Source organism: Psychromarinibacter halotolerans, assembly GCF_029168315.1.
Lineage (GTDB): Bacteria > Pseudomonadota > Alphaproteobacteria > Rhodobacterales > Rhodobacteraceae > Psychromarinibacter > Psychromarinibacter halotolerans.
This window is the reverse complement of record NZ_JARGYD010000006.1, coordinates 109,956-133,817: the sequence shown is the minus strand read 5'-3', so window position 1 is coordinate 133,817 and position 23,862 is coordinate 109,956. Positions and strand designations below refer to the sequence as shown.

Genomic DNA, 23,862 nt, shown 5'->3' with positions numbered 1-23,862 from the left:
CGCCGGTCAACGCCGTCACAGGACGTGGTCGAGCGCGCGGATCAGCCGGTCGATGTCGCCTTTCGAGGTATAGTGCACGAAACTCAGCCGCAGCACGCCCTCTTCGCCCACGCCCAGCGCCTTTAGCGGCCGCACCGCGTAAAAGTCGCCGCCGCCCGCGTTGATCTCGTGCGGGGCCAGCGCCTCGGCAAGTTCCGCGCCGGGGCGGTTCGCGGTCAGCGCCACGGTGGGCGCCCGGCCCTCGGCCCGGGTCGGGCCAAGCAGGCGGACGCTGTTCTTCGACTTCAGGTAGTCCAGAAGCGGCTGCAGCAATGCGATTTCCTGCGCGCGCATCAGGTCATGCACGCGGGTGGCGCGGATGCGGGGATCGGTCTCGGTCCCGAAGTGGCGGGCGTGCAGCAGGTCGATGTAGTCGGCCATCCCGGCACAGGCGGCGACCTGCGCGTGATCGGGGCCCGCCGGCGTGAATTTCTTGTACAGCACGTCGCCGTTGAAGAAATGCGCCTGGTTCGGCAGCTGTTCGGCCAGCGCCCGGCGGATCACCATCACGCCCTGATGCGGGCCATAGGTTTTATAGGCCGAGAACAGGTAGATATCCGCCCCCAGCGCGCCCACGTCGGGCAGGCCGTGCGGCGCATAGCTGACGCCGTCGACGCAGGCCAGCGCCCCCGCATCGTGGATGCGCGACACGACGGCGGCGACGTCGTTGATCTCGCCCACCACGTTGGAACAATGGGGAAAACAGACCAGCCGCACCTTGTCGTCCAGCAAGGTGTCCAGCTTGGCCGGGTCAAGGTGGCCGGTCTGCGGGTCGATCTGCCATTCGCGCACCTCGAAGCCTTCATCGGCAAGGCGCCGCCACGGGCCGCTGTTGGCCTCGTGGTCCTGATTGGTGACGATGATCGCATCGCCCGGCGACATCCACTGCCGGAAGGCCTGCGACAGCACATAGGTGTTCTGCGTGGTCGAGGGGCCGAAGGACAGTTCGTCCGTATCGACGCCCATCATCGCGGCAAGCCGCTGGCGGGCTTCGTCCATCTCTTCGCCGCCCAGCCGGCTGGCCTCGTAGGGGCCATAGGGCTGCACCTTGCGTTCCCGGAAGAACCGGTCCAGCCGCTCCATCACCGGCCCGCACATGTAGGACCCGCCGGCGTTGTCGAAGAAACCCTGACCGCCAAGCCGCTCCACCGCGAAGGCGGGGAACTGGGCGCGAACGAAATCGAGGTCGAGTGTGGGGGCCATGCTGGTGTCTCCGCTTGCGGCGTCGTGCCGGGGCCAGCCCGGACACCGCACGTCGGCCCGATCCGGCAACCGCCGCACCCGAACCGCCCGCACGCCCTGCCCTTGGCAACCGCCCCAGCGTCTTCGCCCCGGTATCCTCTGCATGGCGGGGCGATGCAAGCGGGGGACGCCACCGGACCGCGCCCGGGACGGACACGGACGATGGCGGTGGCACTGGCATGGAGCCGCCCAAGATTTGTCGCACCCGCTGCCGCCGCCCGGACCGCACGAAGCCAACATGTCAGGCGCGGTGACAGCCACCAGTCACGACGCCATGTATGCAAAGCGTCTGACCTGCCGACGTGCGGCCATGCCTGCGGAGATAGCAGGCCCGCGCTGCATTGAAGCCGGAGGCGGCGTGTCAACTTCATTCGGCAAAACTCTGGAAATAAACCACAAATGGATTTTTGAGTTCTGACCTGTCAGCCTGCAATCACCCTGCGGTCAGCACGTTGTCAGTCGGTTGTCACTGGCCGTTCACTGACATGTCGGCTTGCTGGTGGTTTCGCCGGAGGCGATTTTTGCCAACTGGGGTCGCGCCTGTCGCAAGGGCGCATGACCTTCGCCACACGTGCTGCGACCGCGAGCTTTTCTTCGCGGCGTCACCGACCGACCGAGGCTGCACGGCCCGTGTCATAGGTTGCACGGCCCGTCTCATAGGCGTCACGGTCCGTGTCACAGATCGTGGTCTCTCGCACCGGCAACCCACGGCTGGCGATCACGCATCAGCTCTGCATCGCCTTCTGTCCTTCGCCCTCCGCATCAAGCAAGACGACGCTCCGCGGTTTGCGTAACACAAACAGCGCCTCACGCAGCGGACGCCGCGCCACACACACGAGGCACCCGGCGACCTTGCGATACAAACCGGGCAGTTGTGCCTCACACATAACGCACCGCGTCTCTCGCAACGGCTATCGCGCTACACGCACCAGGCACCGGTCGACACGCCCCGCTCACCACGCACCACGCAAGATGCACTACGCGCACCGTAACCTGCGCTGGATGCCCCTGCCCTCCACCTCCGATACCCCGAAACGAAAAAGGCGGCCCGAAGGCCGCCTTTTCCCTGTCCTGCAAAAGCCGGATCAGGTGTTGCTGCGCTCGGACATCAGGCCGCGCCAGATCGCCCAGCACATCACCAGCAGCACCACCGTGAACGGCAGGCCGGTCGAGATCACCATCGACTGCAGCGACTGAAGGCCGCCCGCCGACAGCAGCAGCACGATGGCCACTGCGCCTTCGAACACGCACCAGAACACCCGCTGGGGCACCGGCGCGTCGACCTTGCCGCCCGCCGTGATCGTGTCGATCACCAGCGAACCCGAGTCCGACGAGGTCACGAAGAACACGATGACCAGCACGATGCCGATCAGCGACGTGATCTGCGTCAGCGGCAGTTGGTCCAGCATCTTGAACAGCTGCAACGGAAGGTCGGCTTCCTGCGCCGCGGTGTAGCCGTCCAGCACGACCTGCTGGATCGCCACGCCGCCGAACACCGACATCCACAGCACGCAGACCATCGACGGGATCAGCAGCACGCAGATGACGAACTCGCGCACGGTCCGGCCCCGCGACACGCGGGCGATGAACATGCCCACGAACGGCGACCAGCTGATCCACCACGCCCAGTAGAACGAGGTCCAGCCCTGCATGAAGTTCACGTCTTCACGGCCAACCGGGTTCGACAGTGCCGGCAGGTTCACAAGGTACGCGCCAAGATAGTCGACGAAGCCCGTCAGGATCGCCAGCGTCGGGCCGGCGAACAGCACGAACAGCAACAGCAACAGCGCAAGACCCATGTTGATCTCGGACAGCACCTTCACGCCGCCATCCAGACCGCGCAGCACCGAAACCAGCGCCACTGCGGTGATGCCGGAGATCAGCAGAACCTCGACGGTGCTGTTGATCGGGATGCCGAACAGCTCGTTCAGGCCCGCGTTGGCCTGCGTCGCGCCAAAGCCCAGCGAGGTCGCAAGACCGAACAGCGTGGCGAACACCGCCAGCGTGTCGATGATGTGGCCCCACCAGCCCCAGACACGGTCGCCGAGGATCGGGTAAAACGCCGACCGGATCGTCAGCGGCAGGCCCTTGTTGTACGAGAACAGCGCCAGCGCCAGTGCCACCACCGCGTAGATCGCCCAGGGGTGCAGGCCCCAGTGGAAGATCGTCGCGGCCATGCCAAGCCGGATCGCCGCCTGCTCGTCCCCTGCGGCCGCGCCCAGCGGCGCCCAGTCGGTGCGCATGCCGTCTTCGGTCGCGGTGCCGCCCAGCGCCGACGAGAAGTGGCTCATCGGTTCGGACACGCCGTAGAACATCAGACCGATGCCCATGCCCGCCGCGAACAGCATCGCGAACCAGCCCAGATAGGTGTAATCCGGCGTCGCATCCGTACCGCCCAGCCGGACCGAACCCGCGGGGGTCACGATCAGAAGCAGGCAGAAGATGACGAAGATGTTCGCCGCGCCAAGGAAGAACCAGTCGAAGCCCTTCGTCACCGCCGAGAACAACCACGAGAAGGCCGCCCCCGACTGTTCGGGCAGCGCCAGCGTGTAGAACACGAAGGCCACGATCGCGAGGCCCGAGATCAGGAATACGGGGTTGTGAATGTCAAATCCGAAAGGCCCCACGCTGCCTTCCACATTGTCCTGACCGATCTCGTAATCGGTCTCGATGATGTCAGAGGCACCTTCCGGTTCCGGAATGCCCTGAATGTCTTCGTCAGCCATTTGCAGGCGATCTCCTTTGTTCTGTGTTTTGGGACGTCGCCGGCGGCGACGGACGGCCGGACGGCGTCAGTCGCGCACCAGAAAGACCGACGCCGCGGAGTGCGCGGCGATCTTCGATCCGTTCGACGGCCAGATGTAGTCCGTCAGCCCCGGCTTGTGCGTCCCCATCACCACAAGGTCCGCACCGGTTTCGGTGACCGCTTTCATCAGCGCGTCATCGAGTTCGGTGGTCGGGTCATAGCTGACCATCGGGTGAGAGCTTGTCGGGATGCCGTGTGCCGTGGACTGTTCGTCGGCAAAGGCCTTCAGCTTTTCGCCGTATTCCTTGGGCGTGTGCCCAAGTGCGCTCGGCTGTTCGCCGGTCACGCCCACATAGCAAAGCTCAGCTCCGAAATGCTTGGCCATATCGGCCGCCGCTTCCAGAGCCTTGTTCAGCTTTGCGACATGGGCCAGGTCGACCGGCGCCATGATTTTCTGGAACATTTTCCCTCCTTGCCTATTTTTTCAGCCAACGCCCCCTTCCCAGACAGCCGCTTGGGGTGCAACCGCTTCGAGGGGATCTTGTCGAGGTGTGATTAACGGGCACCTTACCCGATTGGAGCGTTTCGGCCAACTATAAGGCTAACGCTAGGGCAGTCCGGAAAATGGCGCTAAACGAAGGTTAACAGTCCGGAAACGGCATTCGTGTCGTTTCCGGACCTTTGCACGCGCAGCATGTACCGCGTCTTATCGGGTCGCGCTGAACGCGCGTTCAGGCGTTCACGTCCACGACCACGCGGCCGCGCACTTGGCCTTTCAGGATCTCTGCCCCCAGCCTTGGCAGGTCCTCCAGCGTCGCGGGCTGGATCATTGCGGACAGCTTGTCCATCGGCAGATCCGACGCCACCCGCTTCCACGCCGCAAGCCGGTTGTCATAGGGCTGCATCACGCTGTCGATGCCCAGCAGGTTCACCCCGCGCAGCAGGAACGGCACCACCGAGGCCGGCAGCGACGCGCCGCCCGCCAGCCCGACCGCCGCGACCGAGGCGCCGTAGCACATCTGCCCCAGCACCCGCGCCAGCATCGGTCCGCCAACGGCGTCGACGCAGCCGACCCAGCTTTCGCTTTCCAGCGGACGCTTGACTGTCTCGGCCAGTTCTTCGCGCGGAACGATACGGCTGGCGCCCAACTCGCGCAGATACCCTCCCGTCTCGGGCCGCCCGGTCACCGCGGCGACGTCATAGCCAAGATCGTTCAGGATGGCGGTCGCGACCGACCCGACCCCGCCCGCGGCGCCGGTGACCAGCACCTCGCCCTTGCCGGGGCGCAGCCCATGGCGTTCCAGCGCCATGATCGCCAGCATCGCGGTGAACCCGGCGGTCCCCACCGCCATCGCGTCGCGGGTCGACAACCCCTCGGGCAGCGGCACAAGCCAGTCGGCCTTGACCCGCGCCTTCTGCGCGTAACCGCCCCAGTGCGCCTCGCCCACGCGCCAGCCGGTCAGCACGACGCGGTCGCCGACGTCGAACCGGCTGTCGTCGCTGGCCTCGACCGTACCCGCGAAATCGATGCCCGGCACATGCGGATAGGTCCGCACCAGCCCGCCGCCGGGGCCGATGCACAACCCGTCCTTGTAATTCACCGTCGAGTATTCGACCGCCACCGTGACATCGCCCGCCGGCAGGTCGGTCTCGGTCAGTTCCTTCACCGATGCAGAGGTCGCCCCCTCTGCGTCCTTTTCGACAACAAGCGCCCTAAAGCCCATGTCCCCTCCTCCTGTGCTATCGCGCCCAAAGGGCTAGGCGGTTTCGGGCATGATGAAAAGATCGGTGTCGCCCGGCCGCCCCTTCGCGGCGGTGATCATGCCGTGGACCTGCCCCCTGTGGTGCGTCTGGTGATTGAAGAAGTGCGTGATGCACAGCCAGAACGGCTTGGCCACGTTGGTTTTCAGGATGCCCGAGTACCACGTCAGGTCCCCCAGCAGATCGCCGTCCTCGACCCGGCCAGCCCATTCGTGGATACGCTGATCCGCGACGGCCCGCGCGGCCTTGTAGGCGTCCCAGTCCGGGGTGAACTCGGTGCTTTCGGCGCCCGACCCGCGCGGCTTGTCCCAGCCGTCGATCCGCGACATCCACATGGTATCGGCCCATAGAACGTGGTTCAGCGTCTTTTCGATCGACCCGAAAAACGCGCCGCGATCGGCCTTGCGCGCCGCGGGCCCAAGAACCTCTGCCTCGCCCAGCAGGTTGCCGTTCTGCCAGCGATTGTAACGCGCCATTGTGCGGCAATAGTCGGCTGAGATCATGGATTCCTGCTCCGTGGCTGCCGGCCGCGTTCGGCACCCGACCACCTTGGGCAGCCGCAGCGGCCCCTGTCAACGGCTGTCGACGGCTGCCAACGGCGGCGTAGCCACGTCCGAAGTAGACCGTCACGCGCGCCTTGCACACGCCCCCTTGTCGGACCGCCCTCGCGTCGCTACATAAGGTCTGTCGGTTCGCCGACTATGGACATAAACGCGCTTGTAATAAGCGGCTCGGACCCGGGGGCGGTACCCGGCGGCTCCACCAAATTTTCCCGTCGTTGGGGGGACTGTGGGGCCGAAATAGGATCGACGAACGTCTAAAGAGGTTAGCTTTGTCCCGGTGAGATACCACCGTTATCGGTTCACAATGCATAATTGCCAACGACAATCGTGCTCCGGTCGCCGTTGCTGCTTAAGCAGTAACAAGACCGAAATTTAAGTCCTTGCGCCTAGCAGCGTAAGGCGGGGTTCGCAGGCACCTGGCAACAGAAGCCTGCACTTTCCCTTCCCCCTAGCCTCAATTCGGAACGCGCTTGCCATTGGCACAAGGCTGCGTCTTCCCTGACCACAGGGAGGAGCCGCCAATGATCGCCGTCATTTTCGAAGTCATGCCGAACGAGGGCTGCGTCGACGCCTATCTCGACCTTGCCGCCGAGATGCGGCCGCTGGTCGAACGGATCGACGGGTTCATCTCGGTCGAGCGGTTCGAAAGCCTGACCACTCCGGGCAAGCTGCTGTCGGTGTCGTTCTTCCGGGACGAGGCCGCGCTGGACGAATGGCGGAAACTGACCCAGCATCGCAAGGCGCAGGCCGCCGGGCGGGGGCGGCTGTTCCGCGACTACCGGCTGCGTGTCGCACATGTGTTACGCGACTATGGAATGGACGACCGGACCCAAGCGCCCGAGGACAGCCGCACCACCCATGACCACTAATCCGCCCCCGACGCGCGACCTTGTGCGCGTGTTCGGCCGCATCGGCCTGCTCAGCTTCGGGGGGCCCGCCGCCCAGATCGCCCTGATGCACAGAGAGCTTGTCGACGACCGCCCGTGGCTGACCGAAAAGCAATTCCTCGACGCGCTCAGCTTTTGCATGCTGCTGCCCGGCCCCGAAGCGATGCAGCTGGCCACCTACTGCGGCTGGCGGATGCGCGGCACGACGGGCGGGCTGATCGCAGGCGGGCTGTTCGTGCTGCCCGGCGCGCTGGTCGTGGGACTGTTGGCCGCGCTCTACGCGCAGTGGGGCGCGGTGCCGCTGGCGCAGGCGCTGTTCCTTGGCATCAAGACCACCGTCGTGGTGATCGTGCTGGAGGCGCTGCTGAAGGTCTCGAAAAAGGCGCTGCACGGTCTGGACCGCTGGGTGATCGCCGGGCTGTCCTTCGTGGCGATCTTCGCCTTCGCGGTACCGTTCCCGTTGATCATCCTTGCCGCCGGGCTGTACGGCGCATTGACCGCCACCGGAAGCCCGGTCGCCCCCGCCCCGCCCGCGCGCCCCGCGCGGACCCTGCCGACCGTGCTGACATGGGCCGCGCTTTGGTGGGCGCCGGTGGCGCTGGCGCTGGCCACCGGCCAGACCCTGCTGGCCGAGGTCGGGCTGTTCTTCTCGAAGCTTGCGGTGGTCACCTTCGGCGGCGCCTACGCCGTACTGGCCTACATGTCGCAAGAGGTCGTCCAGCAGCAGGGCTGGCTGGGCATGGACCAGATGATGGACGGGCTGGGACTGGCCGAGACGACACCCGGCCCGCTGATTCTGGTGACCGAATTCGTGGGCTACCTTGCTGGCGCCAACGCCGGGGGCCTTGCCCTTGGCCTTGCGGCGGCTCTGATGACGCTGTGGGTCACCTTCGCGCCCTGCTTCCTGTGGATCTTCGCGGGCGCCCCCTACATCGAGCGGATCGCCGGCCGCCCCCGTCTTGCAGCCGCGCTGACCGCCATCACGGCGGCTGTGGTAGGGGTGATCCTGAACCTGTCCATCTGGTTCGCGACCCATGTTTTCTTCGACACCGTGACGCGGGGTCAGGTCGGTCCGGCCCGCCTGCCGCTGCCGGACCCCGCGTCGCTGAACCCGGCCGCGGCGGGGCTGGCGCTGCTTGCCGCCGGGTTGCTTTGGCGCCTCAAATGGTCCCTTCCCCTTGTGCTGTTGCTCATGGCGGTCGCAGGCGTGGCGGCCGCGCGCATCGTCTGACGAATCCGCCATACTGGTGCCCTTTTCTTCCCGCCCGAATCCCGTATGTTGTGACCAAGCGCAGACGAAGGACCCCGGCATGCCGCGCACCATCGATTACGGCAACCTCATGCACCGCGCCATGCGCGGTCTGATCCGAGACGTCCTGCTGGACGTTCAGGACAACGGGCTGCCCGGGCAACACCACTTCTTCATCACCTTCGACACGATGCATCCGGACGTCGAGATCGCCGACTGGCTGTCCGACCGCTACCCGGACGAGATGACCATCGTGATGCAGCACTGGTACGACAACCTCGACGTGGGCGAGGACGGCTTCGCGGTGACGCTGAACTTCGGCGACAATCCCGAACCGCTGTACATCCCCTTCGACGCGATCCGCACCTTCGTGGACCCCTCTGTCGAATTTGGCCTGACGTTCAAGACGCAGGACGATGACGGAGAAGACGACGAGGACGAGATCGAGCTTGAAGAAGTCGAGGTCGAAGACGAGGCCCCGCGCGAGGCCGACATCGTCAGCCTGGACAGCTTCCGCAAATAATACCCGTCTAGCCTCGGCCATCGCGGGTTCCCCGCCGCCCCGCGCGCGACGGGCGCAATCGCCGAATGGTAGCGGTCACACACCCCTTGCGCGCCAATGGCACGTTGATCCCGGCCCCCGGCCCCGCTAGAGGAACGGTCGACGATGGGATACCGCGAGGAGTAGAGCCTGATGACCGCCACCCGCACCGAAACCGACAGCTTCGGCCCGCTGGAAGTACCCGCAGACAAGTACTGGGGCGCACAGACCCAGCGCTCGATCATGAACTTCCCGATCGGCTGGGAAAAGCAGCCGGTGCCGATCATCCGCGCGCTGGGCGTGGTCAAGAAGGCCTGCGCGATGGCGAACAAGGCCAACGGCGCGATGGACGCCGAGATCGCCGATGCGATCATCGCCGCCGCGGGCGAAGTCATCGACGGCAAGTTCGACGACAACTTCCCGCTGGTGGTCTGGCAGACCGGTTCCGGCACCCAGTCCAACATGAACGCCAACGAGGTGATCTCGAACCGCGCGATCGAGATGCTGGGCGGCGAGATGGGGTCGAAAAAGCCGGTTCACCCGAACGATCACTGCAACATGGGCCAGTCGTCGAACGACACCTTCCCGACCGCGATGCACGTCGGCATCGCCATGCAGGCGCGCGACGTGCTGCTGCCGGGTCTGGAAAAGCTCGCCGCCGCGCTGGAAGCCAAGCGTGACGAGTTTCAGGACATCATCAAGATCGGCCGTACCCACACTCAGGATGCCACCCCTCTGACGCTGGGCCAGGAATTCTCGGGCTACGCGCACCAGGTCCGCAAGGGGATCGAGCGGGTGAAGGCCTGCCTGCCCGACATCTACGAACTAGCGCAGGGCGGCACCGCCGTCGGCACCGGGCTGAACACCAAGAAAGGCTGGGGCGAAGCCGTCGCCGCCAACATGGCCGAGATCACCGGCCTGCCCTTCGTCACCGCCCCCAACAAGTTCGAAGCCCTTGCCGCCCATGACGCGATGGTCATGTTCTCGGGCGCTCTGAAGACCGTCGCCGCGTCGCTGTTCAAGATCGCCAACGACATCCGCCTCTTGGGCTCCGGCCCCCGCTCGGGCCTCGGCGAGCTGATCCTGCCGGAAAACGAACCCGGCAGCTCGATCATGCCCGGCAAGGTGAACCCGACGCAGGCCGAGGCGCTGACGATGGTCTGCGCCCACGTCATGGGCAACGACGCGGCGGTCGGCATGGCCGGCAGCCAGGGCCATTTCGAGCTGAACGTCTACAACCCGATGATGTCCTACAACGTGCTTCAGTCGATGCAGCTTCTGGGCGACAGCGCCTCGGCCTTCACCGACAACATGGTGGTCGGCATTCAGGCGAACGAGGCCCGGATCGAGAAGCTGATGAAGGAATCGCTGATGCTGGTGACGGCGCTGGCTCCGACAATCGGCTACGACAACGCCACCAAGGTCGCCAAGACGGCGCACAAGAACGGCACCACCCTGCGCGAAGAAGCCATCGCGCTTGGCTTCGTGGACGAAGAAACCTTCGACAAGGTGGTCCGCCCGGAACAGATGATCGGCCCCAAGGACTGATCCCTGCCGGACCCTTGAACAAAAGGGCGTCGCCGTCGTGCGGCGCCCTTTTTGCGTGGCAGCCGCCGCGGCACACGCCCAGCGGCCCGCCACCAGCCCGCGCTTCCCAGCCGCGCCCCACTCGCCTATCCTGCCGCGCGCAGGGAACAGGCCCCGGCGGCCCGCCGCACCCCCAAGGAGGCGCAGAATGCAAGACACCGACGACACCGTGCCGCACGTCATCATGGCGCCGCGCAGCATTTATTTCTCGTTCGGGGTCGACGTGCACGAACGCTATCCGCTCGAGATCCCGAAGGAGCGGCTCGACGCCATGTCGCCGCTCAAGCGGAAACTTTACAAGGGCGACCCGAAACGGCTGACCCTGACGGCAGACCAACGCGAAGGGCGCAAATGGCGCCCGCTGCCGGCGTTCTTCATGGCAGGACACCTGACCGTTTCGAAACCGCTGGCCGACCTGCTGCTGCGCTTTGACACCGGCCCCGCGCGCCTGCGCCCGGTCGAGCTGACGGCGCCGAAAGGCGCGGACCGCGGCCTCGACTACCTCTCGCTGTCGTTCTATCCGGTTACCCCGACCCACCCGGTTCTGGTCGACCGGTGCAGGAACCTTGCGCCGCAACAACCCGGTGAGCGTCAGCACTTCATCGAACTGACAGTCGAACCCGGGGACATCGTCCTGTCCGCCACGCCCCAGAACACCGCAGACATTTGGTACGACCCCACGCTCTACAGCGTTTACTTCGCGTCCGGGCCCCTGTCGCGCGCCCTGATCGACGCCGGTATGGCCGAGGACCTCTGGCTGGTTCCCTGCACTCTGGCCTGACGCCGCCCAAGGCAAAACCCGCCCCTTCTTCTCTTTCAAAATACCCCGGGGGAGTCGCGCAAAGCGCGACGGGGGCAGCGCCCCCTTTCATTCGCCCGCGCGGCGACACGTCATCAACCGACCCATTGGCAACGCCCGCCGGTTGGTGTTCTGTGCCGGTCCATGAACAGAGGGGTCACATGAGCAACGTCACCAACCTGCGGCAAGCGCGCAAGGACCGCGCCCGGGCCGACAAGCGGGCCGCCGCGAACGAGAACGCGGCGAAGCACGGGCGCAGCAAGGCGCAGCGCGTCCTCGACGCCACGCAAAACGCGAAGGCGAAGAAGAAGCTCGACGATCACAGGTTCGAGGAAGAATGACCGACCGCCCCGCCAAGCATTCGCTCACCTTGCGGGGCCACCGCACCAGCGTTTCGCTGGAGCCGGAGTTCTGGGCGGCGTTCCGCGAGATCGCCACCCAGCGCGGCCAGCCGCTGAACGCGCTGGCCGCCGAGATCGATGAAACGCGCGGGGTCGAGACCGGTCTCGCCTCGGCCATCCGCCTGTTCGTCCTGCGCCACTACCGCGATCGCGACGGTGGCGCCGACTGAGATCAGGCCGCGTGCAGGGCCTTCAGCGGCTCGGCCCACTTGGCCAGTTCATCCAGAGCCAGCTTCAGTCCGTCGTTCATCTGCTGGTTCGGGGTGAAGGCCGCGTTCTCGTCCATGAACTGCGGGAAGAACGGCACCGGGACGCCCTGCGGGATCGCGACCATGCCAACGTTCCCCAGCAGCTGGCGCAGTTCTTGCGCGGCGCGCAGACCGGCCGAGACGCCGCCATAGCTGACCACAGAGGCCGGCTTGTACTGCCATTCTTTCAGCAGCACCTGCACCGCGTTCACCAGGGTCGCGGGCGGAAAGCTGTTGTATTCCGGGGTCACGAACAGCACGGCGTCGGCGTCGGCGATCTTCGCGCTCCAGGCCTTGGTGTGCGCGTGCTGGTAATCCTGCATCGCCGGGTGGTTCGGCTCGTCAAGGAACGGCAGGTTCATGTCCGCAATGTCGATGGACTCGACCTCGAACGCGCCATGCGCCTTGGCGGCCTCGGCCACCCATTTCGCGATGGTCGGGCCGACGCGGCCGGGACGGGTAGAGCCGGTGATGATTTTCAGTTTCAGGGACATAACATGTGACCTTTTCGAACGGGCGGGCGACCGCGACGGGCCGGTGCCCGTACGGCGTCTGCGGATGTATCTGGAATGCGGGCGTTCGCCGCATGACGGTATCTGAGGGCTGTCTACCGGTGTTTGCACCTGCAGCAAGGCACAGCCCCCTAGCCGCCTGCGCACATCGCCCGCGCCCGCGCCCGCGTCCTCGCCCGACGGTCGGACGTCAGTCTTCCGGGCTGTACCAGCTTGTCATGACATAGTCTTTGCGGGGGCCATAGACCTTCCACTCGGCGCTCCAGTCCGGCCAGGCGCGAAAGTCATAGCGCACCGCGTACAGGTCCGGCGGGCAATCGTGGTCCGCTGCGGGCTGCAACCCCGGCCCGATCCGGTGGAACGGGCGGCCGTCCTCGAAGAACACCGCGATCCCGTCGCCATCGGCGTGCCAGTGATAGGTCCGTTCGGCCCGCATCGGCGGCTGGCCCGGCACCAGCATCTGGCCGCTTTCCAGCAGGGTCAGCCGGTCGTCCCCGCCGCTGAACCGGGCCGTCCCCTCGAACCGCAGCGCCTGTCCGCCATAGCGGTCGCCGATCTCGCGCGACAGGCGCCAGACGCCCCGGAAATCCCGCAGCCGGGGGCCATCGGTCATCCCGCCACCACCTGCAGCCCCACCGCACCTGCGTAGATCACCAGCATCGCCATGCTTTCCGTCCCGATCTTCAGGGGCCCTTCCCGTTCGCGCAGGATCAGACCGATCAGCAGCACCGCCGTCATAAGCAGCCCCACAACCAGCCAGAAGTATTCGGCCGGTCCGACCGCGTGATACAGCGACCCGTCGCGATAGGCCATGTCGCTCAGCGACAGGAACAGCGTGTCGAAGGTGTTGCCGCCGATGATGCCACCCATCGCAAGCTGCATCGCGCCCCGCCGCACCGCGGCGATGGTCGTCACCAGTTCCGGCAGCGACGTGACGACCGCCGTCATCAGGGCGCCCACCACCGTCTGCGACATGCCCAGCCGCTCTGACAGGGCGGACCCGGTCTGAGCGATGACCCAGCCCGCCGCGCCGAGAATCGCGACCAGCACCGCGAAGCTGCCCGCCAGCGCCAGCATCCCCGCGCGGCTGGGCGGCTCGTCGGGCTCGTCCTCGACCGTTTCCGCCGTGCGCACCGGGCGCCACATCGGCTGTTCGCGGACCCGGCTCGTCGTCACCGCACCCACGCAATAGACCGCGATCAGCAGGACCGAGATCGGGTGCACCGCGAAGACCGTGATTTCCGGCGTGGTGAACGCAATCAGCGGCAGGCACAGCAGCGACAGCAGCAGCGCCCCCTGAAACAGGTTGGTGGCCTCGGCCGCCGAGTGTTCGAGGTTCGCGCGCTTGTGGATCACGTCGGCCAGCGCAAGAAACGCCGTCTGCGCCGCGATGCCGCCGACACCGTTCGCAAATGCCAGTTGCGGCGCGCCTTCCAGCGCCGAGGTGATCGACACCACCACACCCGACAGCGAGGTCGCAGCGCCCAGCACGATGCCCCCGATCACCGCCTCTCCCAGCCCGCTGCGATCCGCGATGCGGTCGGCAAGGTCGGTGATGCGCGTGCCGATGACAAGGATGACAAGGCCCGCAAGGGCGAACGCCCCGAACAGCCACGCGGTGGACAGCGACGCGATCATCCCGCGCACCCCGCTTGCCGCCGCGTCCCAGTGGGTCTAAACCCCGCCCCGAATGTCCGCTCCAGATACAGGTCTGCCATGATCCCCCGTTACTCCCGCCCCGAAATGGTTTCCATCTGGTCGCCCGAGACCAAATTTCGCATCTGGTACGAGATAGAGGCGCACGCCTGCGATGCCATGTCTGATTTGGGGGTGATCCCGAAAGAGAACGCCGAGGCCGTGTGGAAGGCCAAGGACATGGAGTTCGACGTCGCCCGCATCGACGAGATCGAAGCCGTCACCAAGCACGATGTCATCGCCTTCCTGACCCACCTGTCGGAACTGGTCGGTTCGGAAGAAGCGCGCTTCGTGCATCAGGGCATGACCTCGTCCGACGTGCTGGACACCTGCCTGAACGTGCAACTGACCCGCGCCGCCGACATTCTGCTGGCCGATATGGACAAACTGCTGGCCGCGCTGAAGAAACGCGCGTTCGAGCACAAGATGACGGTGCGCGTCGGCCGCAGCCACGGCATCCACGCGGAACCGACGACGATGGGCCTGACATTCGCCCGCTTCTACGCCGAGATGGACCGCAACAAGGCGCGCCTGCAGGCCGCCCGCGAAGAGATCGCCACCGGCGCGATCTCGGGCGCCGTCGGCACCTTCGCCAACATCGACCCGCGCGTCGAGGAACACGTCTGCGCCAAGATGGGCCTTCAGCCCGAGCCGATCAGCACGCAGGTGATCCCGCGCGACCGCCACGCGATGTTCTTCGCGGTGCTGGGCGTCATCGCCTCGTCGATCGAAAACGTCGCGATCGAGATCCGCCACATGCAGCGCACCGAGGTTCTGGAAGGCGCCGAGTTCTTCTCGATGGGCCAGAAGGGGTCTTCGGCGATGCCGCACAAGAAGAACCCGGTCCTGACCGAGAACCTCACCGGCCTTGCCCGGCTGGTGCGCATGTCGGTGATCCCGGCGATGGAGAACGTGGCCCTTTGGCACGAGCGCGACATCTCGCACTCGTCGGTCGAGCGCGGCATCGGCCCCGACGCGACCGTGACGCTGGACTTCGCGCTGAACCGGCTGGCGGGTGTCGTGGACAAGATGATCATCTACCCCGAGAACATGCTGGAAAACATGAACAAGTTCCCGGGTCTCGTGATGTCGCAGCGGGTGCTTCTGGCCCTGACGCAGGCCGGCGTCAGCCGCGAGGACGCCTATTCCATGGTGCAGCGCAACGCGCTGAAGGTCTGGGAAGAACGGCTTGATTTCCGCGAACTGCTGCTGGCCGACGAAGAGGTCGTGGCGGCCCTTGGTGTCGACGCGATCAACGAGAAATTCGACATGGGCTATCACACCAAGAACGTCGACACGATCTTCAAACGGGTGTTCGGCGAGGCGTAAGCGCGCTTGCCATATTGCTGAAACGACAGGCGGCCGGGCTTTCCCGCGCCGCCTGTTTCGCATTCGGGGCGGGAAAATCCCGAAGATTGCCCCTGCGGAACTTCCCGTAAGGGCCTGCCGTGCTATCGTTGGGTCACCCAACGGAGTCACAGCCATGAAACGACTGCTTCTCGCCAGTATCCTAGCCCTGACCCCCGCCGCTGTTTTCGCTCAGGAATGCAGCAGCCAGACGACGCCCACCTGCGCCGAAGGCATGACCTATGACGCGGAAACCAAGGCCTGCGTCCAGATCACCAGCTAGCGCGCGCTTTTTCCGTGCGCCGCCTTTTCAGGGCGCCGTCTTGTGCACGACGCAGGTTGACGCCTGCCGTTGCCTGCGTCAGCCTGACGCTAGGTAATCGGAGTATTTTTCCATGAAGACATTCGCCACGCTTGTTCTTGCCGCCGCGCTGCTGGCCCCCACCATCGCCGCTGCCGAATACATATGCCCCCGCATGTGGGACAAGAAATATGGCGGCACCTGCCCGCAAGGTTCGGTCTGGAGCGAGCATTACCTCGCCTGCATCAAGGCCTGACGCAGGTTACGTCGGCGCGGGCGTCCCGTCGCCCGCGCCACACCCTGCCCGTCCGACGTTCTGAAAGGAAAGGTTCCGTGATGCGCCGACTGCTCGCCCCGGCTTTGCTGCTGTTTCCCCTTGCCGCTTTCGCGGCCGGATCGGGCAGCGACAGCCCGCCCACCCCGACCGAAACCACGACCACCTGTACCGACGGGATGGTGTTCGACGCCGACCTCGGAAAATGCGTCGAACCCGAGGTCGAGTCGCTGAATGACGATCAACGCTACCGCGCCGTGCGCGAACTGGCCTATGCCGGTCGGCTGGACGACGCGCTGCGGGTTCTGGCGTCGATGGGCGACCAACAGGACGACCGGGTGCTGACCTACTACGGCTATGTCCACCGCGCGCGGGGCGACTTCGAGCTGGGCGACAGCTATTACCTGCAAGCCATCGACGCGAACCCCGACAACCTGCTGGCCCGGTCCTACATGGGGCAAGGTCTTGTGATCCGGGGCCGCGTGGACGAGGCCTATGCCCAACTGACCCAGATCCGCGCCCGTGGCGGTGCCGGGACGTGGCCGGAACAGGCGTTGGTCCAAGCCATCCTGACCGGGCACGACACCTCTTACTGACCCATGCCAGACACGAAGGGCGCGACGGGAAACCGCGCCGCGCCAATCCGTTAAAACAGATCGTTAACCATTCTCTGCCAGTTTCGCACATGTTCGGGGACGGAGTGTGCGATGCCAATGGAAATGACCCTTCCGGGTGCCGGTTCGGGTGCAGCCAGCCAGCTGACGCGCCGCCAGAAGGCGGCGATCATCGTGCGCCTTCTGCGCAGCGAGGGGATCGAGCTTTCGCTGACCGACATGCCGGAAACGCTTCAGGTCAATCTCACGCGGGAAATGGGCGGCCTCAAGCTGATCGACCGCGTGACTCTGAAGGCCGTGGTCGAGGAGTTCGTTGCCGAACTTGACGGCATCGGCCTGTCTTTTCCGAACGGCCTGTCGGGGGCGCTGGCCCTGATGGACGGCACGATCAGCGCGGCGGCGGCGGAACGGGTCCGGGTGCAGGCCGGGATCGGCGCGGTGACCGACGCGTGGGAACGTCTAAGCCAGTTGGACGGCGCGCGCCTGCTGCCCCTGATCGAAGAGGAAAGCGTCGAGATCGGCGCCGTCATCCTGTCGAAGCTGAAGGTATCGAAGGCGGCCGAGGTTCTGGGCCTGATGCCTGGCGAACGCGCCCGCAGGATGGCCTATAGCATGGGGCAGACCGGGTCGGTCAGCCCGCAGACCGTCGAGCGCATCGGTCAGGCTCTTGTTAGCCAGCTGGACGCAGAGGCGCCCAAAGCCTTCGACGGCGGCCCGGTCGAACGCGTGGGCGCGATCCTCAACTTCTCTCCCGCCGCCACGCGCGACGACGTGCTGGAAGGGCTGGATCAGGAAGACCGGGATTTCGCCGCCGAGGTGCGCAAGGCGATCTTCACCTTCATCAACATCCCGCAGCGGATCGACCCGCGCGACGTGCCCAAGGTCACGCGAGAGGTCGACGGCGCCATGCTGATCAAGGCGCTCGCCGCCGCGCTGAACTCTGAAAAGGAAAAGAAAGCGGCAGAATTCATCCTTGGCAGCATGTCCCAGCGCCTTGCCCAGCAGATGCGCGACGAGATGGAGGCACTGGGAACCGTCAAGGCGAAAGAAGGCGAAGAAGCCATGAGCGCCGTCGTCACAGCCATCCGCGAGATGGAGGCGAAGGGAGAGATCATACTGGTGGCCGAGGACGAGTAAACCGGCCCTGTTGGCCCTGCCCCGTGTCCGGGCGATGGGGCCGCCCGCCTGCGCCCCGCTTAGGCCCCTGCGTCAGGCGCCGTGTGGACAGCACCCGCGCCCAAGCGTAACGTCCGCCGGATGATCGACCACCCGCCCGCCCCGGGCTGCCGCCCTGTCCACCACCGCATGACGACCCGATGAGCCGCGCATGAGCCGTTTCAGCCGCCTTGGCCCGACCGCCCAAGGCATTCTTTTCGTGATCGCCGCGATGGCTTGTCTGCCGCTGATGGATTCGATGGCCAAGGCCATCGCCGAGCGATCGAACCCGATCATGGCGACGTGGGCGCGTTATCTGGGCCAGACGATCGCGGTGGCCATCGTGGTGATCCCCAAGATGCCGCGCGTGCTAAAGACCCGCTATCCGGGGCTTCAGTTCCTGCGCTCCGTCTTTCTGCTGATCGCAACGACCTGCTTTTACTTTTCCATCGTGCCCATCGGCCTTGCCAACGCGACCGCCGTGCTGAACCTCAACCCGGTCCTGATCACCCTTGGCGCGGCGCTGTTGTTGGGCGAACGCTTCGGACCCCGCCGCGCCTTCGCCGTCGTCGCGGCGCTGGTCGGGGCGCTGATCGTGATCCGGCCCGGCACCGCCGTGTTCTCGCCCTATGCGCTGCTGCCGCTGGCCGCAGCCGTGTTCGTCGCGGCCTATTCGGTGGCGACCCGCTTCGTTGGCCGGGACGAGGACGCGTGGACCTCGCTGCTGTACACGGCGATGTTCGGCGCCATCGCGCTTAGCTTCGCGGTGCCCTTTTTCTGGGTCACGCCCGACCTGACCACCATCGGGTTGATGGCGGTGATCGGCCTTGTGGGCTCGACCGGACACCTGTGCCTGATCCGCGCCTACATGGCGGCGGAGGCATCGACCATCGCGCCCTTCGCCTATGCCCAGCTTCTGTTCGCGACCCTGTGGGGGATGCTGTTCTTCGGCGAATTTCCCGATGGCTGGACGCTGGTGGGCGCGCTTGTGATCGTGGGGGCCGGTCTTTATGTCTGGCACCGCGAAAGCCGCGCCCAGAAGAGTACATGAGCCGAACCGAACCGACCTTTCAGGACCGCGTGGTGGACTTTGCCGCCCGTGGCTTCATCCGCGCGGCGAAGATGCTGCCCTACCGCTGGCGCGTGCCCGCGATGGGCTGGATCGTGTCCCGCGTCGCGGCGCCGCTGGCGGGGTGGCACCGCCGGGTGCGCGACAACCTTGCCCATGTGCGCCCCGACATGCCGAAGGACCAAGTCCGCCGCATGGAGCGCGCGGTGCCCGACAACTTCGGACGCGACCTGATCGAGATGTATTCCGCCGACGAGTTTCGCGAGCGGGCGCGCAGCTTTCAGTTTCAGGGCGACGGGGTCGAGGCCCTGTTCGCCGCCCGCGACGCGAAGCGTCCGGTGCTGCTGATCACCGGCCATTTCGGCAATTACGACGCGCCGCGCGCGGCGCTGTCGGTCAACGGCTTCCCGGTCGGCGGGCTGTACAACCCGATGGCCAACCCGCTGTTCAACGAACACTACGTCGCCGCGCTTGGCAGCATCGCGTCCCCGGTGTTCGAGCGGTCCCGCCGGGGCATGTCCGGGATGATCCGATTCCTGCGCGGCGGCGGCATGGTCGGCATCGTGGTCGACCAGTACATGAAACACGGCGAAACACTGGATTTCATGGGCCAACCCGCCAAGACCGCCCTGTCCGCCGCCGAACTTGCGGTGAAGTACGACGCGCTGGCGATCCCGATCTACGGGGTGCGCAAGGAAAACGGGCTGGACTTCGACCTGTACGTGGAACCGCCGATCCCGCATGGCGACCCGGCAGAAATGACGCAGGCAATGAATGACAGCCTTGGGCGGATGGTCGACCGATTCCCGGACCAGTGGTTCTGGATTCACCGCAGGTGGAAACGCGTCCGTCCAAAGCAGGGCTGACCGCCCGAAGATGGCCGCGCCTTAGCGCAGCCGCGTTGCCGCAAGGATCGCGCCGTGACCGGCTTCCTGCAGGATCACGACCAGCGGCTCGGGCCCCGAGACCTCGGCCGTCAGTTCCAGCACCCCGGTGCCGTCCCAGCCCGAGATCATCTCCCAGTCGTTGACGATGTTCGCATAGGTGATGGTGCGCCCGGCGTTCTCGCCCTTGCGGATCTCGACCGTGCTTTCAGGCAAATAGCGAACCAGTTGCACAAGGATCGACGCGGGAAGCGGCGTCATGCCCTCGGCCCGGATCGTCAGCGTGTCGCCCTCGCGGGACAGCTGAAGGTCCACCGCAGGCTCGGCTTCCTGATGCGTGTCGATCAGGTCGGCCAGCTTCATCGGCTTGAAGCCGACGACGTGGTCCACCCCGCCGACGATCATCTGCGGCGTATAGATCGTCCGGTGCCCCGACGCCCGCGCATAGCCGCGCTGGCGGTTTGTATAGTCGGGGCTGGCGAAGCTGTCCTTCCAGCCGATGTAATCCCAGTAGTCCACATGCAGCGCCAGCGCGATCACGTCATCGCGGCCCGCAAGTTCCGTCATCAGCGCATCCGCCGGAGGGCACGAGGAACAGCCTTGGCTGGTGTACAGTTCGACAACCACCGGATTGTCCTGCGTCATATCCTGTGCCGAGACAGAGCCTGCCGCCATAACGACGGCGGCGGCACAAGACGCCCAAAGCCTGCGCATATACTTCCCCTTTGACCTGTGGCCCCTATCTACCTAACCAAGCTACAGATTGACCGCCAATCAACGATTAGCGAGGAAAAAGCCATACGGCGTGACCTGCTGCGATTGCGCCACTGTACACAACGGCATACATAAGATGCCGAACCCGAGGTCCGCCCCTTGCGGAGCGTGGCCACAGCGACACGGGGCCAGAGGCGCCCCAAGCCAATGGAGGGACCAGAATGCCCATCGAAGTCGGACAAGACAGCTCGAAGACGCGCAAGACGCTCAGCGCAGGCGGCGCAAGCTTCGCCTATTACTCGATTCCCGCCGCCGAGGCGGCCGGGCTTGGCACCTTCTCGAAGCTGCCCGCATCGCTGAAGGTGGTGCTGGAGAACATGCTGCGGTTTGAGGACGGCGGCCGCACGGTGTCGGTGGACGACATCAAGGCCTTCTCGGAATGGGCGGACAAGGGCGGCCAGAACCCGCGCGAGATCGCCTATCGCCCGGCCCGCGTGCTGATGCAGGACTTCACCGGCGTCCCGGCTGTGGTAGACCTTGCCGCGATGCGCGACGGCATCAAGGCGCTGGGGGGCGACGCCCAGAAGATCAACCCGCTGAACCCGGTCGACCTTGTCATCGACCACAGCGTCATGATCGACGAGTTCGGCAACCCGCGCGCGTTCCAGATGAACGTCGACCGCGAGTACGAGCGCAACATGGAACGCTACGAGTTCCTCAAGTGGGGCCAGACCGCGTTCGAAAACTTCCGCGTGGTGCCGCCGGGCACCGGCATCTGCCACCAGGTGAATCTTGAATACCTTGCCCAGACCGTCTGGACCGACAAGGACCAGAACGGCGACGAGGTCGCGTATCCCGACACGCTGGTCGGCACCGACAGCCACACCACGATGGTCAACGGCGCTGCCGTGCTGGGCTGGGGCGTGGGCGGCATCGAGGCCGAGGCCGCCATGCTCGGTCAGCCGATTTCCATGCTGATCCCCGAGGTCGTCGGCTTCAAGCTGACCGGCGAGATGATGGAAGGCACCACCGGCACCGACCTTGTGCTGAAGGTCGTCGAGATGCTGCGCGAACACGGCGTGGTCGGCAAGTTCGTCGAATTCTACGGCGACGGGCTGGACAACCTGCCGCTGGCACAGCGCGCCACCATCGCCAACATGGCCCCGGAATACGGCGCGACCTGCGGCTTCTTCCCGATCGACGCGGAAACGCTGCGCTATCTGGAACAGACCGGCCGCGACAAGGACCGCATCGCGCTGGTCGAGGCGTATGCCAAGGAAAACGGCTTCTGGCGCGGCGCGGATTACGATCCGGTCTATTCGTCCACGCTGGCACTGGACATGACCACCATCGTGCCCGCCATCTCGGGCCCGAAACGCCCGCAGGACTATATCGCGCTGGACAGCGCTGGCAGCGCGTTCGGCCAGTACGTGAAGGGTATCCGCGAGGGCAAGGACGCTTCGACCGACACCGAAGCCCGTTGGGAGGCCGAGGGCGGCGCCCCCGAGCCGCGCGACATCCCCGGTGACGAAGGCCATCACGCCAAGGGCTGGTACAAGTCCGAGGACGGCGCCTATCAGCTGCACGACGGGTCCATCGTGATCGCCTCGATCACGTCCTGTACCAACACGTCGAACCCTTACGTGATGATCGGCGCCGGTCTGGTGGCCCGCAAGGCGCGCGAACTGGGCCTGAATCGCAAGCCGTGGGTGAAAACCTCGCTGGCGCCGGGGTCGCAGGTCGTGTCGGAATATCTTGAAGCCGCCGGGCTGCAGGAAGACCTCGACGCCATCGGCTTCAACCTTGTCGGCTACGGCTGCACCACCTGTATCGGCAACTCCGGTCCGCTGGACGCGCCGATCTCGAAGGCGATCAACGACTATGACCTGATCGCCACCTCGGTGCTGTCGGGCAACCGCAACTTCGAAGGCCGCATCAGCCCCGACGTCCGCGCTAACTACCTTGCCTCGCCGCCGCTTGTGGTGGCGTACGCGCTGGTGGGTGACATGAACGTCAACATCGCCACCGATCCGATCGGCACCGACAAGGACGGCAACGACGTCTACCTCAAGGACATCTGGCCCTCGAACGCCGAGATCGCGGAACTGGTGGAAAAGACCGTCACCCGCGACGCGTTCCAAGAGAAATACGCCGACGTGTTCAAGGGCGACGAGAAATGGCAGGCGGTGGAAGTCACCGGCGGCGAGACTTACGACTGGCCGCCGACCTCGACCTACATCCAGAACCCGCCCTACTTCCAAGGCATGTCGAAGGATCCGGGCGTTATCTCGGACCTGAAGGACGCCCGCGTGCTGGCGATCCTTGGCGACATGGTCACGACCGACCACATCAGCCCCGCCGGGTCGTTCAAGGATACGACGCCCGCCGGCAAATACCTTGTCGAGCGGCAGGTTCCAGTGCGCGAGTTCAACAGCTACGGCTCGCGGCGAGGCAACCACGAGGTCATGATGCGCGGCACCTTCGCCAACATCCGCATCAAGAACGAGATGCTGGACGGGGTCGAGGGCGGCTATACCAAGGGCCCCGACGGCGAACAGACCTCGATCTACGACGCCGCAATGGCCTACCAAGAGGCCGGCGTTCCGCTGGTGATCTTCGGGGGCGAACAGTACGGCGCGGGGTCGTCGCGCGACTGGGCGGCCAAGGGCACCAACCTGCTGGGCGTCAAGGCGGTGATCGCCGAGAACTTCGAGCGTATCCACCGGTCGAACCTTGTCGGCATGGGCGTCATCCCGTTCGAGTTCACCGGCGGCGACACCCGCAAGACGCTGGGGCTGAAGGGCGATGAGACGGTGTCGATCACCGGGCTGGAAGGCGATCTGAAGCCGGGCGCCATCGTGCCCTGCACGATCACCTACGGCGACGGTTCGACCAAGACCATCGACCTGAAGTGCCGGATCGATACCGGGGTAGAGAAGGAATACGTCGAGCATGGCGGCGTGCTGCACTACGTGCTGCGCAACCTCGCGAAGGCCGGCTGACCCCCAAAGCAAAGGCGGGCGCCCTGCCCGCCTGACCAGACCCAAGCGAAGAGCGGCCCCAGCGGCCGCTCTTTTCTTCTTCGGGCGTCCCAGACCCCCGCTTTGCCGGGAACGCATGTCGCCCACAGTGACCGCGAAAATACCTACGCGGAATTAGTTAATAAACGGAAAATATTATCAAGTTAATCTATAGGTTGTTTAACCCAATAAGTAACATCCCTTCTTTCCGCCA

Annotated in this window: 24 protein-coding genes and 1 other RNA gene; 16 read left to right on the top strand and 9 right to left on the bottom strand. The window is 65.5% G+C overall.

All coding sequences use genetic code 11. The annotated features are described in order from the left end of the window. Nucleotides 1–15: 15 nt before the first annotated feature. From P1K30_RS15895 to P1K30_RS15875, 5 genes are all read right to left on the bottom strand, one after another. On the bottom strand, nucleotides 16–1,242 hold the full coding sequence (locus P1K30_RS15895) for an aminotransferase class V-fold PLP-dependent enzyme (protein ID WP_275633747.1): 1,227 nt from the start codon (nucleotides 1,240–1,242) through the stop codon (nucleotides 16–18). 1,124 nt (nucleotides 1,243–2,366) lie between these two features. Continuing rightward, a complete protein-coding gene (locus P1K30_RS15890) occupies nucleotides 2,367–4,007 on the bottom strand; it encodes a BCCT family transporter (RefSeq protein WP_275633746.1) in 1,641 nt (546 codons plus the stop codon). Between the two features lie 66 nt (nucleotides 4,008–4,073). Further along, nucleotides 4,074–4,490 carry a universal stress protein gene (locus P1K30_RS15885; protein WP_275633745.1) on the bottom strand — a complete coding sequence of 139 codons (417 nt, stop codon included), beginning with the start codon at nucleotides 4,488–4,490 and terminating at the stop codon, nucleotides 4,074–4,076. Between the two features lie 268 nt (nucleotides 4,491–4,758). Further along, nucleotides 4,759–5,751 (bottom strand): acryloyl-CoA reductase, encoded by a 993-nt coding sequence (acuI, locus tag P1K30_RS15880; RefSeq protein ID WP_275633744.1) that lies wholly within the window; start codon nucleotides 5,749–5,751, stop codon nucleotides 4,759–4,761. Nucleotides 5,752–5,784: 33 nt separating this feature from the next. Next, a complete protein-coding gene (locus tag P1K30_RS15875) occupies nucleotides 5,785–6,264 on the bottom strand; it encodes a DinB family protein (protein ID WP_275633743.1) in 480 nt (159 codons plus the stop codon). A 171-nt stretch (nucleotides 6,265–6,435) separates the two neighbouring features. On the opposite strand from P1K30_RS15875, the gene ssrA reads away from it, so the two are divergent. The 8 genes from ssrA to P1K30_RS15835 all read left to right on the top strand — a co-directional run bounded on the left by ssrA (nucleotide 6,436) and on the right by P1K30_RS15835 (nucleotide 11,985). Further along, nucleotides 6,436–6,788, top strand: a transfer-messenger RNA (tmRNA) gene (gene ssrA, locus P1K30_RS15870). Nucleotides 6,789–6,872: 84 nt separating this feature from the next. Next, nucleotides 6,873–7,220 (top strand): antibiotic biosynthesis monooxygenase family protein, encoded by a 348-nt coding sequence (locus P1K30_RS15865; protein WP_275633742.1) that lies wholly within the window; start codon nucleotides 6,873–6,875, stop codon nucleotides 7,218–7,220. Further along, complete coding sequence (chrA, locus tag P1K30_RS15860) at nucleotides 7,210–8,469, top strand: chromate efflux transporter (protein WP_275633741.1); 1,260 nt, start codon at nucleotides 7,210–7,212, stop codon at nucleotides 8,467–8,469. The genes P1K30_RS15865 and chrA overlap by 11 nt, the downstream gene beginning before the upstream one ends. Before the next feature lie 79 nt (nucleotides 8,470–8,548). Next, nucleotides 8,549–9,010 (top strand): SspB family protein, encoded by a 462-nt coding sequence (locus P1K30_RS15855; RefSeq protein ID WP_275633740.1) that lies wholly within the window; start codon nucleotides 8,549–8,551, stop codon nucleotides 9,008–9,010. A gap of 171 nt (nucleotides 9,011–9,181) precedes the next feature. Further along, the gene (gene fumC, locus P1K30_RS15850; RefSeq protein WP_275633739.1) at nucleotides 9,182–10,576 is read left to right on the top strand and encodes a class II fumarate hydratase; all 1,395 of its coding nucleotides are present in this window, start codon (nucleotides 9,182–9,184) and stop codon (nucleotides 10,574–10,576) included. Nucleotides 10,577–10,763: 187 nt separating this feature from the next. Next, nucleotides 10,764–11,396 carry a hypothetical protein gene (locus P1K30_RS15845; RefSeq protein ID WP_275633738.1) on the top strand — a complete coding sequence of 211 codons (633 nt, stop codon included), beginning with the start codon at nucleotides 10,764–10,766 and terminating at the stop codon, nucleotides 11,394–11,396. Nucleotides 11,397–11,575: 179 nt separating this feature from the next. Further along, nucleotides 11,576–11,755: a DUF4169 family protein gene (locus P1K30_RS15840; protein ID WP_275633737.1), complete on the top strand. Its 180-nt coding sequence runs from the start codon at nucleotides 11,576–11,578 to the stop codon at nucleotides 11,753–11,755. Then, nucleotides 11,752–11,985, top strand: coding sequence for a ribbon-helix-helix domain-containing protein (locus tag P1K30_RS15835; protein WP_275633736.1), 234 nt, complete (start codon nucleotides 11,752–11,754; stop codon nucleotides 11,983–11,985). The genes P1K30_RS15840 and P1K30_RS15835 overlap by 4 nt, the downstream gene beginning before the upstream one ends. A gap of 2 nt (nucleotides 11,986–11,987) precedes the next feature. Here P1K30_RS15835 and P1K30_RS15830 read toward each other — a convergent pair whose 3' ends face one another. The 3 genes from P1K30_RS15830 to P1K30_RS15820 form a co-directional block, all read right to left on the bottom strand. Then, nucleotides 11,988–12,557 (bottom strand): NADPH-dependent FMN reductase, encoded by a 570-nt coding sequence (locus P1K30_RS15830; RefSeq protein WP_275633735.1) that lies wholly within the window; start codon nucleotides 12,555–12,557, stop codon nucleotides 11,988–11,990. Nucleotides 12,558–12,765: 208 nt separating this feature from the next. Next, a complete protein-coding gene (locus P1K30_RS15825) occupies nucleotides 12,766–13,188 on the bottom strand; it encodes a DUF6314 family protein (protein ID WP_275633734.1) in 423 nt (140 codons plus the stop codon). Next, nucleotides 13,185–14,213, bottom strand: coding sequence for a sodium:calcium antiporter (locus P1K30_RS15820; protein WP_275633733.1), 1,029 nt, complete (start codon nucleotides 14,211–14,213; stop codon nucleotides 13,185–13,187). The genes P1K30_RS15825 and P1K30_RS15820 overlap by 4 nt, the downstream gene beginning before the upstream one ends. 78 nt (nucleotides 14,214–14,291) lie before the next feature. On the opposite strand from P1K30_RS15820, the gene purB reads away from it, so the two are divergent. From purB to P1K30_RS15785, 7 genes are all read left to right on the top strand, one after another. After that, complete coding sequence (gene purB / locus P1K30_RS15815) at nucleotides 14,292–15,599, top strand: adenylosuccinate lyase (RefSeq protein ID WP_275633732.1); 1,308 nt, start codon at nucleotides 14,292–14,294, stop codon at nucleotides 15,597–15,599. A 154-nt stretch (nucleotides 15,600–15,753) separates the two neighbouring features. Beyond that, nucleotides 15,754–15,900: an adenylosuccinate lyase gene (locus P1K30_RS15810; RefSeq protein WP_275633731.1), complete on the top strand. Its 147-nt coding sequence runs from the start codon at nucleotides 15,754–15,756 to the stop codon at nucleotides 15,898–15,900. Nucleotides 15,901–16,012: 112 nt separating this feature from the next. Further along, entirely contained in the window at nucleotides 16,013–16,174 is a 162-nt protein-coding gene (locus P1K30_RS15805; RefSeq protein ID WP_275633730.1) for a hypothetical protein, read from the top strand. An 80-nt stretch (nucleotides 16,175–16,254) separates the two neighbouring features. Beyond that, nucleotides 16,255–16,788, top strand: coding sequence for a tetratricopeptide repeat protein (locus P1K30_RS15800; RefSeq protein ID WP_275633729.1), 534 nt, complete (start codon nucleotides 16,255–16,257; stop codon nucleotides 16,786–16,788). Between the two features lie 117 nt (nucleotides 16,789–16,905). Then, nucleotides 16,906–17,943 (top strand): flagellar motor switch protein FliG, encoded by a 1,038-nt coding sequence (locus tag P1K30_RS15795; protein WP_275633728.1) that lies wholly within the window; start codon nucleotides 16,906–16,908, stop codon nucleotides 17,941–17,943. A 190-nt stretch (nucleotides 17,944–18,133) separates the two neighbouring features. Then, complete coding sequence (locus P1K30_RS15790; RefSeq protein ID WP_275633727.1) at nucleotides 18,134–19,012, top strand: DMT family transporter; 879 nt, start codon at nucleotides 18,134–18,136, stop codon at nucleotides 19,010–19,012. Then, on the top strand, nucleotides 19,009–19,896 hold the full coding sequence (locus tag P1K30_RS15785; RefSeq protein WP_275633726.1) for a lysophospholipid acyltransferase family protein: 888 nt from the start codon (nucleotides 19,009–19,011) through the stop codon (nucleotides 19,894–19,896). The genes P1K30_RS15790 and P1K30_RS15785 overlap by 4 nt, the downstream gene beginning before the upstream one ends. A gap of 21 nt (nucleotides 19,897–19,917) precedes the next feature. On the opposite strand, the gene P1K30_RS15780 is transcribed toward P1K30_RS15785, so the two are convergent. Next, a complete protein-coding gene (locus P1K30_RS15780) occupies nucleotides 19,918–20,628 on the bottom strand; it encodes a DUF1223 domain-containing protein (protein WP_275633725.1) in 711 nt (236 codons plus the stop codon). 221 nt (nucleotides 20,629–20,849) lie between these two features. Here P1K30_RS15780 and acnA point away from each other — a divergent pair, with 221 nt between their 5' ends. Continuing rightward, a complete protein-coding gene (gene acnA, locus P1K30_RS15775; RefSeq protein ID WP_275633724.1) occupies nucleotides 20,850–23,630 on the top strand; it encodes an aconitate hydratase AcnA in 2,781 nt (926 codons plus the stop codon). The last annotated feature ends 232 nt before the right edge of the window (nucleotides 23,631–23,862 follow it).